This window comes from Pseudonocardia kongjuensis (genome assembly GCF_039526905.1).
Classification (GTDB): Bacteria; Actinomycetota; Actinomycetes; order Mycobacteriales; family Pseudonocardiaceae; genus Pseudonocardia; species Pseudonocardia kongjuensis.
The window spans coordinates 105,342-123,479 of record NZ_BAAAJK010000005.1 but is presented as its reverse complement, the minus strand read 5'-3'; the positions used below and the strand labels follow the sequence as shown (position 1 = coordinate 123,479).

At 66.3% G+C, this 18,138-nt stretch carries 11 protein-coding genes and 1 tRNA gene; 4 read left to right on the top strand and 8 right to left on the bottom strand.

The window, feature by feature from the left end; genetic code table 11:
- Positions 1–21 precede the first annotated feature (21 nt).
- The 3 genes from ABD160_RS06945 (at position 22) to ABD160_RS06935 (ending at position 2,384) form a co-directional block, all read left to right on the top strand.
- Complete coding sequence (locus ABD160_RS06945) at positions 22–978, top strand: hypothetical protein (RefSeq protein WP_344019579.1); 957 nt, start codon at positions 22–24, stop codon at positions 976–978.
- On the top strand, positions 975–1,391 hold the full coding sequence (locus ABD160_RS06940) for a PIN domain-containing protein (protein WP_344019577.1): 417 nt from the start codon (positions 975–977) through the stop codon (positions 1,389–1,391). The genes ABD160_RS06945 and ABD160_RS06940 overlap by 4 nt, the downstream gene beginning before the upstream one ends.
- A 132-nt stretch (positions 1,392–1,523) precedes the next feature.
- Positions 1,524–2,384 (top strand): PASTA domain-containing protein, encoded by an 861-nt coding sequence (locus ABD160_RS06935; RefSeq protein ID WP_344019575.1) that lies wholly within the window; start codon positions 1,524–1,526, stop codon positions 2,382–2,384.
- Between the two features lie 338 nt (positions 2,385–2,722).
- Here ABD160_RS06935 and ABD160_RS06930 read toward each other — a convergent pair whose 3' ends face one another.
- The 8 genes from ABD160_RS06930 to ABD160_RS06895 all read right to left on the bottom strand — a co-directional run bounded on the left by ABD160_RS06930 (position 2,723) and on the right by ABD160_RS06895 (position 17,013).
- On the bottom strand, positions 2,723–3,265 hold the full coding sequence (locus ABD160_RS06930; protein ID WP_344019573.1) for a hypothetical protein: 543 nt from the start codon (positions 3,263–3,265) through the stop codon (positions 2,723–2,725).
- Positions 3,262–5,175, bottom strand: a complete 1,914-nt coding sequence (locus tag ABD160_RS06925; protein ID WP_344019571.1) for an AAA family ATPase — start codon at positions 5,173–5,175, stop codon at positions 3,262–3,264. Before ABD160_RS06925 ends, ABD160_RS06930 begins: the two co-directional genes overlap by 4 nt.
- 68 nt (positions 5,176–5,243) lie before the next feature.
- Complete coding sequence (locus ABD160_RS06920; RefSeq protein ID WP_344019569.1) at positions 5,244–5,942, bottom strand: TY-Chap2 family putative peptide chaperone; 699 nt, start codon at positions 5,940–5,942, stop codon at positions 5,244–5,246.
- Positions 5,939–6,610 carry a TY-Chap2 family putative peptide chaperone gene (locus ABD160_RS06915; protein WP_344019567.1) on the bottom strand — a complete coding sequence of 224 codons (672 nt, stop codon included), beginning with the start codon at positions 6,608–6,610 and terminating at the stop codon, positions 5,939–5,941. The genes ABD160_RS06920 and ABD160_RS06915 overlap by 4 nt, the downstream gene beginning before the upstream one ends.
- Positions 6,611–6,649: 39 nt before the next feature.
- Positions 6,650–8,476: a DUF262 domain-containing protein gene (locus ABD160_RS06910; RefSeq protein WP_344019565.1), complete on the bottom strand. Its 1,827-nt coding sequence runs from the start codon at positions 8,474–8,476 to the stop codon at positions 6,650–6,652.
- Positions 8,473–13,143 (bottom strand): Eco57I restriction-modification methylase domain-containing protein, encoded by a 4,671-nt coding sequence (locus ABD160_RS06905; RefSeq protein WP_344019563.1) that lies wholly within the window; start codon positions 13,141–13,143, stop codon positions 8,473–8,475. Before ABD160_RS06905 ends, ABD160_RS06910 begins: the two co-directional genes overlap by 4 nt.
- Entirely contained in the window at positions 13,140–16,004 is a 2,865-nt protein-coding gene (locus tag ABD160_RS06900) for an SNF2-related protein (protein ID WP_344019561.1), read from the bottom strand. Before ABD160_RS06900 ends, ABD160_RS06905 begins: the two co-directional genes overlap by 4 nt.
- 55 nt (positions 16,005–16,059) lie before the next feature.
- Positions 16,060–17,013, bottom strand: a complete 954-nt coding sequence (locus tag ABD160_RS06895; protein WP_344019559.1) for a hypothetical protein — start codon at positions 17,011–17,013, stop codon at positions 16,060–16,062.
- A 947-nt stretch (positions 17,014–17,960) separates the two neighbouring features.
- Here ABD160_RS06895 and ABD160_RS06890 point away from each other — a divergent pair.
- A tRNA-OTHER gene (locus ABD160_RS06890) sits at positions 17,961–18,062 on the top strand.
- Positions 18,063–18,138 lie beyond the last annotated feature (76 nt).

Genomic DNA, 18,138 nt, shown 5'->3' with positions numbered 1-18,138 from the left:
GAGTGACTCACGGTAGTAGCAGTGATCGCGAGCACTTCACCGGGGAACCCGATCGTGTGCGGCAACGAATTGTCGTGGTTCGGCGATATCCTCGTCGTCCGTCTTCGAGTTCGCCATGGGGAGGTGCCGGTCGTGGACGAGTGGGAAGTACGGCTGATCGGCACCGGCCTGGCTGACGGCGAGATCACGTTCGCCGGTTTGGCGGACCTGGCTGAGGCACTTCAGGTGCTCGCAACGCGGGTCGGGCGCCACCTGACCGGAGTCATCGGGCCCGGCCGGTCCCCGTCGGCTGTCGAGCGAGCGACAACGCTGAAGTTTCGGGGAATCGCGCAGGGGAGCACGATCCTGCAGGCGACGATCGGTGAAGACGGCGTACTGGGCGAGGGGCTCGAGCATCGGAGCCTCAGCGCCATGATGGAGATCTTCGGCGGCGCCGCTCGTGACGAGGCGCCAGGGTGGGTGACTCCGCAGTTGGGGCATGCGACCCTCTCCGTCCTTGATGCCCTACAGGCGATCTCGTCGACCTGCGCCTTCTCGCTGCCCCGTCAGGAGGAGCCGCCGATCCAGTTCGCCGCGGCGTCGGCGTCCCGTGACGTCTGGGCGGATCTCCGTGCTCCGGCACCGGACCGCCAAGCCGACGTGTCGGTGTCGGGAGACTTGGATCTCGTCGATCTCCGCCGTGGGCGGCTTCGCATCAGGGACGCGTTCGGCAATGACGTTCAGCTGGAGACGGTGCTGAACGTCGATGAGGCCGCTCGACTCGTCGGTGGCCAGGTCACGGCGACCGGCGAGGCAGTGCTCGGCGCCCGCGGGCAGGTACTCAGTCTGGTCGACGCCACGGTGGAGCGCCTGGAGCTGCCGAGCTGGACGGCGCCGTCGCTCGAAGGCGTGGACTTCTCGCGCACGCCCCTGATCGGCGGCGTCGAGGGTGTGGACGAGGACGAGGTCGCGGCCTTCCTGGAGCTGATCGGCAGGTGACCTCAGAGGTCCCGCAGACGGCGGTGGTCATCGACACCGACGCCTTCAGTCACTTGTACGTCGTGAACCGCACGCCCCGTGACCTCGGCGACCGGTTGATCGGCCGGGTTCCGATGATCGCGACCCAAACCCGTGCTGAGCTGCTCGCGTGGCCGGGCCTTCGCAGCTGGGGCGAGGCGCGAACAGAACGCCTTCATCGCATTGTCGACTCCATCCCGACGGTGCCGGTGACCGACGACGTGGTCAACGCCTACGTCGAGCTGCGGGTCGAATGCACCGCTCGAGGTCACGCACTCGGGCAGAAGGTGCACGGCGCAGACCGATGGGTTGCGGCGACGGCTGTCGCATTGGACAGGCCATTGCTCACCCTTGACGGCATCTACGCCGGAGCTCCGCGCCTGACTCTGCTCTGACGCCCATCGACTTTTCGGCGTAACAGGGAATGAGCTGAACGGTCAGCAGGACTGATGATTCGGCGTAACGAAGTGCGCCTCATCAGGCGACTGTGGGGTGAACGACCCTGCTGAGCGCCCCTCGAAGACGTCATGAGGCTCGACCCGGACATGAAGCTGGCCCGCGTAGCGGCGCTGATCGCGCTGGTGATCGCTCTGTCGGCGTGCGCCGCCACCCCGGTGAAGCCGACAGGCCCCACCGTTCCGAACGGACTCACGGGCCTGCCCATGAATGACGCCCGCGATCTCCTGGAGGATCGAGGCTTCAAGCTGGTCGGACTCGAGCTGGCGCCTCCTGCCCCATCCGGCACGCTCGTCCCCGAGCAGAACCGCCCCGAGTACTGGGTCGTCTCCGGGACTGTGCCCGCCGCCGGGAGCCCGGTGAAGTCGCTCTCGTTCCTGGTCAAGATCCAGGTGCGGCGGGTGGCAGGTGCGCCGGCCGTTGCCACGACTACCGCTCCTGCAGCGGATCCCCAGCAAGCCGCTGTCAACGATGCCGTGAAGGCGGCCGGGCTGACCTTGCCCTCGAACTACTACGGCAGCGGCTACAACCTGGCGAAGGACGCCTGCGGCACGCTGCGCTCAGGGACTATCGCTCCCGAGCTGTGGCTGTCCCGTCACTTCGGTGCGCAGGGCGGCGACGAGCTTCGTGCCTACGAGATCGTTCTTCCCATGATGTGCCCGGAGTTCATGCCAGCGCTCGACCTCGCAGAGTCGGGGCAGACCGGGTTCGGTGACGGGACCCATGAGATCGGGCGGCAGCTGGGCTTCGTCGCTCCTGGGACCTTCCGCCTAACCGGGACCGCGGACGATTGCTACTGGGAGCGCACCTCCGCGGGCGGCGACATCATCGCGAACAAGTTCATCACGCACGGCACCGCGGTGACGGTGACGATCCGTGCGAGCGACGGGAGCTTCACCTCGCAGAACTGCGGGAGCTGGGAGCGAGCGTGATGCCAGGGCGAGTTCGGTCCTGCACGGCGTCCGCAGCCTCGGCGGCGGTCTGCTCCCACTCTTGGACCAAGTGCTCCGGCACGTCGCCGAAGGCGCGGTTGCTGTGGAGGACCGCAGAGGTCAGCTCGTAGACCCTGGAGGCGCGTCGCGCGAGACCGAGGAGGTCTGACCAGCGGTCGTCTCGGGCATGAGCAGGGAGAAGCATCAATCTGCGGGCGACGACGCTGTGGGATCCTGGCCGTGTGCCGGTCGCCGACTCGACCAGCGAGGCTGCCGTCTCCTCAAGGCGCCTGCGGACGACCATGACTCGGATCCGTCGACGTACCGAGTCGCGCATGTCAGGTTCTCGTCCAGTCATGGTCCGCCAACTCTTGGCACGCGGCTTCGGCGGCCGCGATGGTCGACTCCAGGTCAGCGTCGGGCGGGAGTTGGCCGTGGGCACCCTTGTTCCAGAACTTCAGGTGACCCCGGCGCGAGCGGTCGAGGACCGGCAGGCGTTCCACACCGCCGGCCAACGCGGTGATGTGGGCGATCCTGTCCTTCGTGGTGTGACTCAGTCCGAGGGCGGACAACGACGCGCTGACGTCCTCGCCGCGAGTGACCGCACACGAGATGGCCGCCTGCCGTAGGGCGCCGTCGACCGCTGCGCGGCACAACCCAGCGACTACGGAGTGCAGATCCTCCGAGTACGTCCATTCGGTGCTCGCCGACAGTCTCCGGATCTCGCGTGCGTCGGTGAGCAATGACTGCCACGGCAGGCTGTGCGTCGTCCACGAGACGGTTCGTGTCGCCGCATCGCGCTGTAGCTCGATGACGCTCATGTCCGGCTGTCGGGCGCGCAGGTGCTCCTCCAGTCGCGGATCGTGGGTCAGTGCGATCACCTGACGGGTCTCCGCGAGACGGGCGAGCTCGCGGGCAAGAAGATCGACGCGCGTGTCGTCGAGAGCATGGACAGGGTCGTCGACAACGAGGAAGCCGAAAGATCCTGGTACGTCGTGCCCAGCAGCGGCGTGAGCAGCAACGCGTTCCGTTGTCCGCTGCTCAGCATCCCGAGGGTGGCCACCCGGCCGCCCATCGTCAGGTCGACCTTCACCCCGCGCTGCTGCTTGACCCCGCCCTGATGCTGGATGCCAGGCAGCTCGACACCGGCATCGGGCAGGAGCCGGGCCAGCGCCTCGCCGAGGCGTGCGGTCACCGCGTCCTGCCGCTCTTGTCTCAGCGTGACTTGTAACTCATTCAGGGTCTCCTGAGCCTTCTTCCAGATGACGGAGTCTGCCGCGTCTTCGGTCGTCCCGCGGACGGTTGCGGCGAACCCGTGGACGACCTCGGTGAGGTCGGAACGCCACCTTGATGCGGTGTTCGTCGCCTCACGTAGGCGATCGAGCCACTGCCGGTAGTCATCCGAGCTCAGCCGTTGGAGAAGGGCCCTGCCGGCAACGTGTGCGTCGGAATGAGCCTGGCATCCGCGTGCGGTCGCGGCCCTGAACGCGGCGGTCTCGTGGTCGGGCCCATCGCGCGTCCCGGCGTCCAGAAGCGGTGCCAGCTCTGCCTCGGTCCAGTCCCGCAGCTCCGTCACAGAGTCGAGGACCTCCTGCGCGGCCTCGGCGCGCTCCAGGAGATCACTCATGAACCGCTGGAGATGTCCGCGCCAGTCCGTGGAAGACCCGCACAGTGGACAGACCGTGGAGTCGAGCTCCTCGACGTTGAGGAGTTGGTTCAAGTGATGGAGCGCCGCGGCCATGCCCGGGCCCTCGATCGTGGACTCGGCGGACTCGAGTCGTTCATCCGCTGCGTGGAAACGATCTTGGATCGACGCGAGCCGACGTTCGTGATCAGCTCCGACGGTCGTCACCGGCTGGGGATCCGTCACCGAAAGGCCGGTCGCCAGCAGCCACGAGTCGATGTCGGCTGCGTCTTGGAGCCGGGGCCAGTTCACGGTGGCTGGTCGAGCGACGCTGCTGTCAGGAGCATTGTGCCTCGCAGCGATCTGGGCTTCGCTTGCTCGCGCATCCTTGACAGCCTTGGCGAAGGCCTTCTGCGCTGCTGTCGCGCGCTCAGCGCGGCTGTCGACGGCATCCCGCACCCGCTGCCACACTGGGCCGAGGACGAGAAGCTCTTCGAGGAAGCCCTGAAGCGCCTTGCTCTCGACGAGCCGGCCTTGTACGGCGTCGTAGCTGTAGTGCGCGCGAGCGTTTCCCAGAGCCTGTCGCCAGGAGCCGCCGAGGTCGACCTGCTGCGACTCGCCGTTGCCGTTCAGCAATCCGGTGACGGTGGGCGTGTTGGTCCCGGTGGCGAAGTCCACCTCGATGACGAGGCGAGACGCACCGCTGGCGAGCGTGAGCCCGACCCTCCCCGAGGTAGCGCCCTCCGTGAGCAACTCGGCGGCCCAGAGCGTGTTCGCCGCACCCGGCGTCAGGTCGGCGCTACCCCGCAGTGCGCAGTCGATGCCGCGTGCGAGGCTCGTCTTGCCCTGACCGTTCAGGCCTCGGACGACGGTGATTCCGGGTACCGGTGAGAAAGTCAGAGCAGGCGGATCGAGCGAGGCGATTCCACCGATGCCGCTGACTCGGACCTCCGCGATCCGCCATGATCGGCCGTCGAGAAGCGCGCCTGCCGAGTCGCCGTCCGCCGCGGCACAGTCCTCGATTGCCCTGAGGAGCCGCCTGCGCCCCTCCTGCTTGTCTGACTCGTTCCCGGCCGCGATCTCGCTGCTGACAAGGTGGTGGAGTTCCGACAGCGTGACCTCGCTCAGTACCTCCATAGAGGTGTCCCCCAGTGCCTGCACGATCACTCAACGTAGTGCAGATGGAGTCCGGCGCTCTACTGGATGACGATCGGGCGTGTCGGAGAAACCCCGATTCAGGGAAGGACGTGGCCGAGCGTCTCGCCGACGACAGCCGTGAGTGAGCGCGACCGCTTGTACGCCGGAAGTAGTTCGCTCGGTGGTCGATCCGGCAGGTGGAGGCGACCGTCGGTGTCGAAGACCGCGACGGGTTTCGCGTCGCGCAGCAGCGTCCAGAAGCGGTAGCTGGGGCGCCCGAAGAGATCGTCAGGTCGCCAGTCGCGGAGCGCGTCGACGACTGTGGGGAACCGTAGGAGCTCGGGTCGGTGGGAGCCCGTTGCGTCCATTCCGGACGAGTCGAGCTGCCCGTTGCGGGCATCCCACTCGTGGCGATCGTCGACGAGTGAGGCGAGCACTCGGGCGATGACCCGGTAGGCCATGACGCGCGGGCCAGTCGGCGGAGCCTTCGCCAGCGGGGTGAGGCCCGCAGCTCGCTCCAGCGAGTGCACGACGTTGTGACCTCCCTGCGCCGCGAATGCCTCCGCCCACGTGATCGGCTCGAAGCCCTCGGTAGCGTGCACGTGTGCTCGACCGACCCGGTTCAGGTCGATGAGGGTCTTCGTCTCCGACGCCGTCCGGCGGATGAGGCTGAGGCAGTCGTACTGGCCGCCGCCCGGATGCGTCTCGATGAGCAGGAGAGCTGGGTTCCGTCGGACGATCTCGCTCGCGATCCACCACGACTGCGCGATGACGAATCTGCGCGCCGGCTCGCTCATCCGAGGAACTGCCCGAGTGCGTCGCCGAGCGTCCTCGTCACCGAGCCTGTGCGTCGATAGCGCTTGTAGACGTCGGTCGAGCTCCCGTCGGCGAGGTAGAGGCACGCATCGGTGTCGAGCACTGCGACGAGAAGGCGATCGTGCTCCAACATCCAGAAGCGGTAGCCGGCCTGGCCATCGACGTCGTCGAGGCGGACGTCCCGCAGCTTCTCGGCGACACCCGGGAAGTCCCCCAGCTGCGGCCAGCAGCCCGACCCCATCTGGAAGGTCTGGAGGTAGCCGCTCCTCACCTGGAGAGGGCGCCGGTCATTCAGCGTCGTGGAGAGCAGGCGGGAGATGAGCCGGTAGGAGACTGCCTTCCGTCCGGACCGCGGAGTCTCAGTCGGGGGCGTGAGACCTGCGGTCACCTCGAGTCGCGTGAGCAGCTCGAAAGGATCACCTGCCTCGAAGACCTCGCGCCAGGTCATCGACGGGGACTCCGGCTCGGATGATCGACCGAGCGATCCGTTGCGGTCGATCTCCAGCACGGCGTCGCGTGAGCATGGCGCCGCGATGGAGTCGACGAGTGCCAGGTTGTCATGCGCCGTGAATTCGGGCTTCGTCTCGATGATCGTCAGCTCGGGGTGGCGTCGCACCAGCTGGCTCGCGATCCACCAAGACTGCGCCACGATGAATCGATTTGCGGGCCACCCCGCGGGCATCTCGACTCAGCCCTTCGCTGACATCGCGGATGCCGACGGCCAGATTCGGCTCGCACGCGTTGCGAGGTCGATGCCGCGGGCCCGGATGCCTGCCTCATCCCAGTCCTGGCTGCCGTACTCGGTCAGGAGCTGCTTGTTGAGGTGGAGGACCGAGTGCTGGTCGAGCGTGACCCGCTTCTTCTCCCACGGTCCGTTGGACTGGCTGGTATTAAGCTTCCCGGTGATCAAGGTGAGGTTGCCGATGCTGTGCAGCAACCGGCTGCGCTGGGACGTCGCCTCCTGCACGTCATCCCCCGCCGGCGGTGCCCAGTGCGTCGTCCACGCTCGGGGAAGGATGTGCTCGATCGTCAGCTTCTTCGGGACCTCGACGGACTCCGTGTACGACGTCCGCAGCGACTCCTCGATAGCCTCCAGAACCATCCGGAGTCGGCCGAGGGTGAGCAGCCGGTATAGCGGCAGCTCGGTGAAGGCCGTCTGTAACTGGCGGTCATCGGGCCACTGCCGAGCGTCAGCCTCCTGGCTCGCCAAGTAGGTGACGATCGCGTCGTTCTCCAGCGTCGGGTCGTCCTTCAGACGCCCGACCAGGTCGATGAAGACGCGGTTGTAGTCCTTCGTGGTGAGTCGGCAGACCATGCGGCGTACGAGGAAGCTCTCGATCGCCGTCCACGCGCGCACACGTGCCTCTGTGGTGATCCCCGGCTGGGAGTGCAGCCAAAGCAACACCGGCGTGGCGACACCGGCATCGATCACCTTCCAGCGGTAGAGGAAGCGCTCCAGGTCCTTGTCGGTGGCCGGGCTCTCCAACATCCGATAGCTCGTGCCGACATGTACGACATCGGCGACTACTCCGGCGACAGCCTTGTCGTCGTCCTTCACGTACTTGCGAAAACGATCGAACAGGTTTTGCGCTTGGACTTCGGAAGCGGTCCGCATGACGAGCCAGTGGCCGAGGAAGGTGTCCAGTCGAGGGCGGTAGAGACGACCTTGGCGGACGTCCTTCCGCCACCAGTCATCCTCCAACCGAGCCCAATGCTCGTCATGCAGCGCGTCCGCGCTCTGACCCGCAGCCGTCGCTTCCTGAAGGACGTAGTTCTTGATCAGATCCGACTCGCGCAGTGGTGTGCCACGAGCGTTCAGGGTCTCGAAGATGACAGTCGCATCGTCCGTCGTCGACAGATCGATCACGACGAGCTGCAGCAGCGAAAACAGCGTCGTCTCAAGACCATGGACGAGACGGGTGCGCTCGTCCGGGCTATCGGCGGCAGCGATCCACTCCCGAACCTGGAGGCGGAAGAAGGCGTGTGCCTGAGCCACTGCAGAGCCCTCGAACGCCAGATCCTCGTCACCGTTGCGCATGGCCGCGCGGAACGCGTCGCGGTCGAGTTGGGTGGGCCAGAGCTTGAACTCGTCGTCGCCCTCCACATCGCGATTGATCACAATGCGGCGTAGGCGCTTGGCCTCTTGGACGAACCCGTCCTCTTCGGTGACCTGCTGGGCGGCGTCGGCGAGAAGTTGCATGGTGGTCAGACGCTGCTGACCGTCGATGACATCACGAGTCTCCAGCTCGGCGACCGCGTTGGGGCGCTGTTGCAGGACGACGGCGCCCATGAAGTGTCGTTCGACCTGCTCCGCAGCTTTCGCGCCGTGGTCGGCGACGTCGCCGCCCAACTCGGTAAGGAGCTCGAGGTAGCGCTCGGCGGTGTTCCGTACGTCGTCCCAGAGGGGCTCCCACTGATCCTCCTGGTTCCAGACGTACGAGCGCTGAAACCTGGGGATGACGTAGCGGACGTCCTTGCTGAACAACTGCCTCAGGCTTAGGGTGTCCGCCTTCATCCTGGAATACTCCTTGACTCGTCAGCGGTGGCCGCAGCGCGGCGCTCGGTGACGCGACGACTGAACTCTTCGTGCGCCGTGGTCATCTCGGCCTCGCGGTTCACGCCTGTCAACGGTGGTTCAAAGCAGTCGAGATCAGTCTTGACACCGTGACGCTCGTACTTCTTGACCAAGTCCTTGGGGACCTGGCGGCCAGTGGCGTCGAAGGTCAAGTTCCGTTCGTACTTACGGAGCACTCCGAATTGCGCACGGTAAATCGCGCACAGCTCGGCTGCGGTGATTCCTAGTGTTATCGCAGCGAGTGCGTCGATCTCGAGTAGTGCCTGCCGTCGTTCCGAGTCAGTGCGGAGGGGTGTTCGGGTTGTCCAGTTGTGTGTGACGGCGCCCAACTGTTGGAAGGAGTCATCGCGGGTCCAACTGTCTCGGCACCAGCTTTGGTCAAAGAGTTCTTCCCATAGTGGTGCATAGTCGGCGGTGAGGCAATTGAGGCGAAGCTGGCGAAGCAGTAGCTCATTCGTCAGATGTCCCGTCATCGGCGCCGGCATCCGACGGACAAGATTGATGCGCACGTCTCGGAACCCGCCGAAGCGCACGAAGAAGTCAAACGGCAAGGATGACCACAATGCAGACGTGTGAGTCAACGTAGTAAGGTTTTGAACGGTCAGACTGCACACTCCATCAATATGCGTGGGGCCGGGTGGGTATATCGCCGCTTGCAGAGTTCGCTCGGTGTTGAACGGATCCACTCGACGGCGCCAGAAGAGTCGCCAAGAATTGTTGGAAGGAGATCCATTCCAGTGTGGATACGATGCCCTGAATGCGGCCGAACCGATTCCCCGCTGATAGCTCGTCCGCGGTCGCGTGTCGACGCCAACATCTTGTGGGTGAATTGATGAGTAGTCGCGATAGCTCCGCATAGTCGGATTTATTTGCTGCAGGAGCGGGTTGGACGTACCAATATTCGGTCCTTGGATGACAACATCCTGGATGTCTCTTGGTATGGCAGCTTCGTGAACGAGGATTCCCTCGGACTCGGCGTCACGTTGCACCCACCCGTGCGTGTACGCGTGCGATATCTCGCCGAATCGGGGAGCGCTAGCAAGCTTCGCGAGAACCGCGTTGATCGACGGGCTAAGTGTGAATACGAAGCGGGCCGAAGCGAACTCACCGCGGTCTTCCGTCGAAGCCAATTGTGCCCATCCTCGGAGCACATCGCTGTCGACCCGCTGAATGCGCATCGCATGTGGGCGAAGATCCCACTTCCCATCGTCAGTCGTGGTGGCGGGTTCCGGGCCATCCCCATTGTGTCGAAATGAGCGCTCAATGGTATCTGGGTGATAGAGATGTACGGCATTGAGGAAGCTTGGCTCTCGAGAGTTAGAGTAGATTGCGACCGCGTAGTCTCGAGTGTTCAGAATATCGAATAGCTTGAGTTGGTTGACGAAATGCCAGTGTCGCCGGAGGCGTCGATAGCATTGGCTACGAAAGTTTGCCCCGCCAGCCTCGATTAGATGCTTTACCTGGTGAATTAGGCCGGTGACTCCGCCGTTCCGCGTTGTCCTCCACGCCTCGTCCATGAAGCTGCGATACAGATCTGTCTGAGCATCGGAGGCAAGTGGGCGAATGATCGGACTGCCGATATTCGATGCCATCCCGGCAAGTGAGGCGCGTTCGGTCAGGTATGCGAAGGCGGAACTCGTGAGGATGCCGTCTCGCCGTTCGCGGAATTCGTGCGGAGTTGCGCTCCCTGCTACGCCGAACCACGCGTCGTGCTCTGCCAGGACTGTTGGGTCGTCCCAATCGGGTCGTACCCACGGGGGGTTTCCTACCTGCAGGTCGAAGCCGTCTGCCCGGGCAAAAATTGGGGCGAAATCAATCTCCCAGTGGAAGAATCCTTCCCGCACCGCGATCTCTGCGCTGATCGTAAGCCATGGGTTCGCCTTCACGACCTCTGCAACGGGGCGCATCCCCGAGAAGCGACGTTCATTGAACTCGGTGTCATTCAGCTCCAGCCAGCCGGCGTCATCGGCGAACAGTCCTCGACCCCGCCGAAGCTCGGCTTTGCTGGTGTAGCCAAGGAGGCCTTCGAGGGCGCCGATCCACTGCTCGCGGGTCGGTGGGGTCTCGCCGTTCGTGACGGGCCAGAACCAGAGGGCGGCCCAGGCGTCCATGACACGGCGGAGTCGGCCGTACGCGCTGTCGGGGTCGGCGAGCGACTGCTCGATCTGCTCGCGCTGGACTGCGCCGGTGCCGACCGGCAGGACGTCGGCTCCCCACACGTCGATGTCGCGGCGGATCTCCTGCTCGGCGATCTCCAGGCGGCGGCGGGCCAGAGCCCACAGCGCCTCCACCCGGCGGCCGAGGTCCTGGAGCTTCTGAACCTCGGCCTTCGAGAGCGTGCTCGTAATCTGCTTGCGCCACTCCTTGAGAGCCTTGGTCTCCTCGGGGCGGAGTTCCTTGGCTTCCTTGGTTTCTGCGACCGCACCCCAGCCCGCCGCGGGGAGGAGGAAGTGGTGGATCTCGGTGGCGGCGATCGGCTCGGAGAGCGGGCGCGGAGTGGGGGGAGTCTTGAGCCAGCCCTTCTTCGCGACCTGGGTCGGGGTGTAGATCTCGCGGCGGGCGCCAATCAGGGAGTTGCCGCGGCGGAGGTGGAGACCGAACCAAGGGGCGCGGAGGCCGGGGTGCATGGCGTCGAGCCAAAGGGTGATCTCGGCGAGCTCGACGGCGGTGGCGTTGAGGTCGACGCCGTAGCAGTTGTGCAGCGCCAGGTAGGCCTTGACCTTCTGCCTCTCCGCGGCGTACTGCTCGGGCGGGATGTCCTCGCCGAGCTCGTGCTGCCGCCGGGTCAAGTACTGGTCGGCGAGCTGGTTGACGGCCTCGACGAGGAAGGCGCCGGAGCCGAGAGCGGGCTCGCAGACCGTCAGCTTGAGGATGTCCGCGGCGGGTGTCGTCGTGTCGTTCTGGTCGAGGAGCTCGGCTAGCGAGTGCGTGACGACGCAGCGAGTGAGGACCTCTGGGGTGTAGTAGGAGGCGCTGCGCTGGCGGTCACGTCCGGAGAGCCGGAAGACGAAGTCTCCGGGCTCGTACTCCACGCGGTTGCGGTCGCCGGTGTCCGGGTCGTCTCGCATGACAAGCCAGTTGTCGTCGAAACCTTCGGTGCTGGAGATCGGGACGACCCAGCTGCCCTTGGCCGGGTCACCGTCCTTGGCGACCTCGACCATGTAGTCCCGCGCGATGGAGCCGGTGTAGGACATGAGGCCCTCGTACACCGCACCGAGCTGGTTGATGCCCAACTGGGCGTAGGAGACGAAGCCGCGGTCGCGGCCACGCTGCTTCTTCGACAGCAGCAGCCTGCCGAGGACCTTCTGCAGGCAGGCGTTGCCGAGCCCGACCTCGTCGATCAGCGCCGTCGCCGTCGGGCTGAAGAGGTCGGCGCGGAGCGCCTCGAACTTCAGGCCGCCCTTGTCGTCGGAGTCCTGGACGGGGGTGCCGTCCGGGCCGAGGGTCTCGGGCGGGTAACCGTCGTTGACGAGCCGGAACAGCACGCCGAGCGAGCTGTAGAAATGCGTCCCGGTCTGGGCGGCCGAGCTGGTGAGGTCGGCGAGCACCAGCTCGCGGAGCCGGTCGAGTCCGTAGCCCTCGGAGTACTCCGGCGCCTTGGTCGGGAGCACTCCGAGCTCGGGACGTGCCTCGGCGTAGAGCAGGAACAGGATCCGGTAGAGGAAGCGGAGGCTCTGCCGGGTGAGGTCGGCGGCGAGACCCTCGACGTCGTCGGGGATGCCGTTGTCGCGCCGCCGGCGGAGCACGTCGGAGGCGATGAACTCGATCGACTCGCGGACGCCGTCGCGGAGGCCCTTCGACACACCCTCCGCGTGCTTAACCGAGTCCTCCAGGAGGGTGAGGAGCCGAGCCTTGTCGTCGCCGGTGTCCGGGAGCAGGCTCTCCGCGCCGACGAGGGCGGCGATCGTCTCGAGCTCACCGCTGGCCTTGGTGTCACGGCGTTCGAGGGCGGTGGCGAGGTCGATCGCGAGGTAGCGGCCCTCTGGCCAGGTCCCGCGTTCGGCGAGCAGGAGCCAGCCCCCCGCGGTGACCAGGATGAGGGCAGGCTTCTCTTCGGTGTGGAACAGGCTGGACAGGACCTCAGAGGTTGCGCTGACCTCGACGCCGTCGACGGTGGCCGGGGTGAGGAGATGACCGGCGCCGTTCGCGTTGAGCAGGTCCTCGATGTCAGTAGCGTCTCGGGATTGGAGGACGAGCAGGGGAATCCCAGCGGGTGCCTGCGGAACGGCGGCCCGCACGGTCAGCTCCGTGTCGGTGCGGGAGCCGATCCAGGTGGTCTCCTCGGCCGGGAGCAGCAGCGCCGCGCGGATGGCCTGGTGGAGCGCGTTGAGTTGAGCGTCGAGCTGCGTGCGCTCCGCCTGGATCTGCTTCTGGCTCTTCTGCGCGAGCTGCTCGTGGTGCTGCGACTCCGCCTCGCGGTAGCGGACCAGGTCCCGGCCGAAGTCGCCTGCGAGGGAGACCAGGCCGCTGCGCGGGGTGACCTTGGCGTGGTCCTCCCGCTCCTTCCATTCGGCGCGGCGGGCCCGGACTGTGGCCGGGAACTGCTCGGCGAGCCAGTGCTCGGAGACGAAGTCGTTCTCGACGACGATCGTGTCGAAGGCGCTCATCGCGAGTCTCCGTTCGGGACGAGCAGGAGCAGGACGCGCACCATCGGCTCCTTGCGGGCGCTGAGCGACTCGACGAGCTTCTGCGCCTGCGTGCCGTGGTCGGCGATGCGCTGACGGGCTCGCGCCGCCCGACGGGGGTTGTCGAGCGTCTCGGCGAGAGCCTCGGAGTCCTTGCGCCACTGCGCGATCCCACGCGCGGCGGTGCGAAGAGGCTCGGTGACGAGGGCGGCGCGCTGCTGCTTGAGCCATGCCATGTGGGAGCGCATGCGCTCGACGGCGGCTGGGACGTAATCCGCATACGTTCTGAGATCCAGCGGAGTTTGCGGGTTCACCGCGTCGCTGCGGAAGCCCGCTAACCGCAGGACTTCCTCGGCATCGTCGAGCACGATGGGATCACCGCTGGACGGGAACTGCATCCCGACGACGGAGCGCAGCACCACCTGCCCGCGCTGGTTGGTCAGCGTGCCCAGCACGATCGCGGTGGGCCTGTCGACAGCGGCGGTGGCCACCGGTATCTGGTTGCGGCCCAGGCGGGTCAGCGCTCGGTCCACCGCCCAGTCCAGGACGGGATGCAGCGGGGAGAGGAAGTGCGCCAGGGGCCACTGGGTCTCTTTGTCGCCCTTCTCTCCGACCCGGCCCTCGGTCGCACGACGCAGATGGTCCTCGCCCGCCTCGGGGGTGACGGCCAGGAGCAGCTTCTCCTTGATCTTCCGCTGAGCGAGGTAGCTCTGCGGGAGTGCGCCGAGGCGGGCCAGGAGGTCCTTCGGCGGGACGAGCGAGACGAGTCCTTCGTCGGGATGCTCGGCCCACCCCACACCGCCGTGGCCGCCGGGGTTGCCGTCGAAGGCCTCGTGGAGCGCCTCGCGGAGGAAGTCGACCTCGTGATCGAACAGGCCGTCGTGCTTGGCCCTCGTGGGCGGCGCTTCGGCGGTGGTCTCGCCATGGCTGAGGAAGGACGTGTCGAAGTCCTCGAACTCTTCGTCGCCAGCGAACTCGTCCGCCGCAAGGGGTTCGGGGATGACCTCGTCGAGCGGAGTGCCGTTCTGCAGGGCACGGCGAATCGCGCCCTCTTCCAGCTCGACGTCGTGTAGGTGGAGGAGGGAGGCGGCGTCGCCGAGTGCCTGGTGCGCGGCGTGCTCCTTCTTGAGAAGTCGAGTGATGACGCGGACGTCGCCGCTGAACTTCTCGTCGGATGTGGTGAGCGCCAGTGCGACGATCGTCGGCACTTCCTTCTGGCCGAAGCGGTCGATGCGGCCGTTGCGTTGCTCGATGCGGATGAGGCTCCACGGGATGTCGACGTGGACCAGGTTGTGGCAGCGTTTGTGCAGGTTGACGCCCTCGCTCGCGACGTCCCCGGTGATGAGGACCCGCACCGGCGTCGTCGCGAGTTGGAAGGCCTCGACGACCTCCATTTGCTTCTTGTCCGGGAGCTTGCCGTGCAGCACGGCGAAGGCCTCGTCCGGCAGTCCGAGGAGCCTCGGCAACCGGGCGCGCAGCCAGTCGAGCGTGGCCAGGCGCTCGCTGAACAGGACGATACGAGTCTCGCTGCCTGGGCCGACCCCGATCGACGTGAGGTGGTCGACGAGCTTGTCGAGCTTCGCGGATCCGGTCGCCTTGCCGGCCAGCTCAGCGAGACGGGCAAGCGCAGCGGATTCGGCGTGCGCGTTCGGGTCGGAAGCGATGGACTTCTGCCGCGCCTCGACCGTCTCGAGCAGCGCGGCGGAAGAGGAGAGGAACGCCTTCGCCAGGTTCCACGAGAACAACTGGCGGCCGCCGCCGGTCATGGGGGAGCCACCTGGTCCGGGGTGTAGCCAGACGGTGGACAGCTCGGTGGCCACGGCGTCCTCGGCCGGATTCGCGGCCACGGCGAGGACCTGCGGTTCGGGGCGCTCGGCCCACAGGTGGCCGACCTCGCGCGCGACGTCGGGCGAATGCCGATGCCGCCGGACGAACAGGTGCTCGATGTCCTTCACGTCGTAGTGCTCGCGGTCCACGATCGCCGTGGGGTCCAGAAGGTTGATGAGCTCTGCGAACGAGTCCGACTTGCCGTTGTGCGGGGTCGCGGAGGCGAGGATCAGCGCATCCGTCTGCCCAGCGACTAGGCGGGCGAGCTCGCTGCGTTGCGCCGCGGCGTTGGTGACGTTGTGGGACTCGTCGATCACGACGGCGTCCCACCGGTGGTTCTCCAAGTGGGCCCGGTAGCGGGCGGACTTCAGGGTGTCGACAGACACGATCACCTTGGGGAAGTAGGTGAACGGGTTCCGGCTCGACGGGAGCTGCTGGCGGACGCGCTGGATGCCGTCGGAGTCCAGGCGGACGAGCGGCAGGCTGAAGCGGGTCCACAGCTCGTACTGCATCTGCTCGAGGACCTGCCGTGGGGTGACGACGAGGACTCGTTCGGCGCGGCCGCGGCGGGCGAGCTCGGCGAGGATCATGCCGATCTCGAGGGTCTTGCCCAACCCAACGGCGTCAGCGATCAGTAGACGGGGGCGCAGGCGATTGGCGTCGAGCGCGGTGGCGACGGCCTTGCGCTGGTACTCCAGCGGGGTGAGCAGCATGTCTGCGCTGACGGTCAGGCCCGGTTCGTGTAGCGGGACCGGAGTCTTGCGAAGCACGGACTCGATCCAGAGGCGGCTGCGTCGGAAACGCGGGGAGTCGTCGAGCACGAGGGTGGCCTCGGCGGGATCGAGGGCGACGACGTCGTCGAGCGAGTCGAAGAAGGTCGCGGTGACGCCGCGGACCAGTTCGGAGCTGCCCGTACAGCGGAGCTTCCAGCCCTCTCCTGCGCGTTCGCACGAGGAAACCACCCACTCCTCGTCCCGTACCAGGACCGTGCTGCCTGCCGCGAAGGCTGCCGCCACCAGTGAACCCCCTTGCCGGTCAGGATTTCTGACCGTAGTGCTCGGCCACACTGGGTCAGCTGGCGGCCCCGTTCGTGTCGGGTGCGACCTCGATGCCCAAGGCGTGGAGTGCGTAGTACGTCGTGACGTCCTCGGCGTCCGGAAGGAACTCGCTCAAGTCGATGTCCGTGTTGCCTGGGAGTACCTCGGTGCCCGAGCCGAAGCTCTTCGGGAGGTCTCCGTGGCCCTTGCTGATCACCTTGCTGTGCCGGCGGAGGATCTCGCGCTCGGCCGCGGTCGTCTCGGCGAAGGTCGCCCGGCGGACCGAGACGATCGCTGCGCCGCCGCGGGTGTGGGTGATGATCCGGTTGCGGTCGCCGTGGCCGACCTTCAGCCTGCCGTCGTTGCGGACGAGGTAGAGCAGGTGCGGATCGTCCTTGCGGGCGCGGTGGGTTCTCGAGCCCGGCTCCGGGTCGCAGTTCTGGCATTCGCGAACGCTGAGGTTCTGAACAGTGCCGCACTTGTCGTGCACACCCCAGAAGCCGTGAGATTCGGTGCCCCAGCGCTGGTAGGGCAGTCCTTTGACGTCACCGGCGATGACCGTCCAGCCGGGGTGGGTGCGAAACTCGAGCTCTTCTTCGTAAGCCGCAGCGGAGAGGTACTCGTGTACGTCGGCGTCGTCGAGCACGTCGGCATCGACCCACCGTTTCGCGTCGGGCACGTACTCGGGGAAATCAGCCTCGAATGCTGTGGCGAGCCCATCGAGGTCCAGGGCGGCGAGATTCGTACGGTCGTCGAGGCAGGCATGGCAGCGTGTGGACCAGCCTCTTCTGCAGGTCCGTGTGAGTCCACACTCGACGCACTGCCAGATCTGGATGGTGGGGAGCTTCTCGACAATCACCATCTGCGTGGCGATATTGTCAGCACACTCGTCGCAATGGTTCATCCAGGCGACTGCTCGGACTCCGCCCTTCTTCTTGACGGAGACCCCGAGTGAGATGCCGCAGTTCGCGCAGATCTTCTCATTCATATCGACTCAGCGGCGCGCGATGAGCGGTAGATTCGTACTTGACCGGACTGTCATTCTTCACACAATAGCACTCAGGTCCGCGTATTCGCTCGCTCGATGGTATGAAACCTTGTGTCTTCGCGAACGTGCGTCGATGTCGGGCTCCAAACGAGTAGGCCACGCATGCACTTGCCGGGTGATCGAGCTATCGCAGCGAGGCTCGGGTGATGTCTGGCAGCTCGACCCAGGGGGTGTTGGCGCGGGGTGCCAATTACGGCAGAGGAGGTCCTTGGCTCGGAGTGAGAAGCCTCGATCCAGCGTCGTGTGATCCACTCCGATATTTGTGTGCGGCGCTCGCCGCTTCGTATCCTGCTCTACGACCGCACCCCTGATGGTTGTCGAGTGCTCTGGGCTGCCTAAACGAACAGGGTGGCTACTGGCAGATGTCCCGCGCGAACACGACCCAGGATCCGCCGGGTCCAGTTCCGCTCATGGCCGCGCGGCCGAGAACCCCTTATGGAACGCCTGCGGCGTGGCCTGTCGGCCCGGTGGCTTAGCACGGCCGGTCTCCCGGTCGAGGGCGCTGCGCTGGCGCTCTACGTCGCTGCGCGACCGGCCAGCGGCCGGCCCGTAACCGCGAGCCTCCCCGGCCGCGCTGGGTCGCCCCAAGGGGTGGCGGGGGAATGGCTCCCCGCCACCCCACCTGAGTGACCGTGGGCGCAGGTCGAGAAGATGGCACTCCGGCTCCGGTAGGGGAGTCGGAGCGTTTCCGGAGCGAATCGCCCGTGTGTCGCCGAGTCAAGGTGGCACTATGCGGCACAGATTCCCAGTTCAGACGACAGAAGATGACACCGGCAAGGCGGCGAGGTCCCGACGTGTCCGCGTTCATACTGAAGGCTGTGACCGGGCCTGTGCGGCTCAGTGCGTGCAATTGGCGTGCAACTACCAGCGGTCAACCGCGGTCACTTGCAGGGCGTGCTGTCCGCTGTTCTTGCAGGTGGAGGCCGGAGAGCGCCAGTCTGACGAGGCCTTCCAAACTGGCTACGCGGGTTCGATTCCCGTCGCCCGCTCAGAGCATCTACCAGCGGAAACGGCGCCCACTCCCGATCCCCGAGAGGCAATTCGGTGGGGCCCGCCCCGCCTACA

What these genes read in the sequence shown, in the direction of transcription:
- ABD160_RS06920 (WP_344019569.1), bottom strand. Translation starts at nt 5,942, where the DNA reads ATGAGCGAGCCGGCGCGCAGATTCGTCATCGCGCAGTCGTGGTGGATC.
- ABD160_RS06905 (WP_344019563.1), bottom strand. Translation starts at nt 13,143, where the DNA reads ATGAGCGCCTTCGACACGATCGTCGTCGAGAACGACTTCGTCTCCGAG.
- ABD160_RS06895 (WP_344019559.1), bottom strand. Translation starts at nt 17,013, where the DNA reads ATGAATGAGAAGATCTGCGCGAACTGCGGCATCTCACTCGGGGTCTCC.
- ABD160_RS06935 (WP_344019575.1), top strand. Translation starts at nt 1,524, where the DNA reads ATGAGGCTCGACCCGGACATGAAGCTGGCCCGCGTAGCGGCGCTGATC.
- ABD160_RS06910 (WP_344019565.1), bottom strand. Translation starts at nt 8,476, where the DNA reads ATGAAGGCGGACACCCTAAGCCTGAGGCAGTTGTTCAGCAAGGACGTC.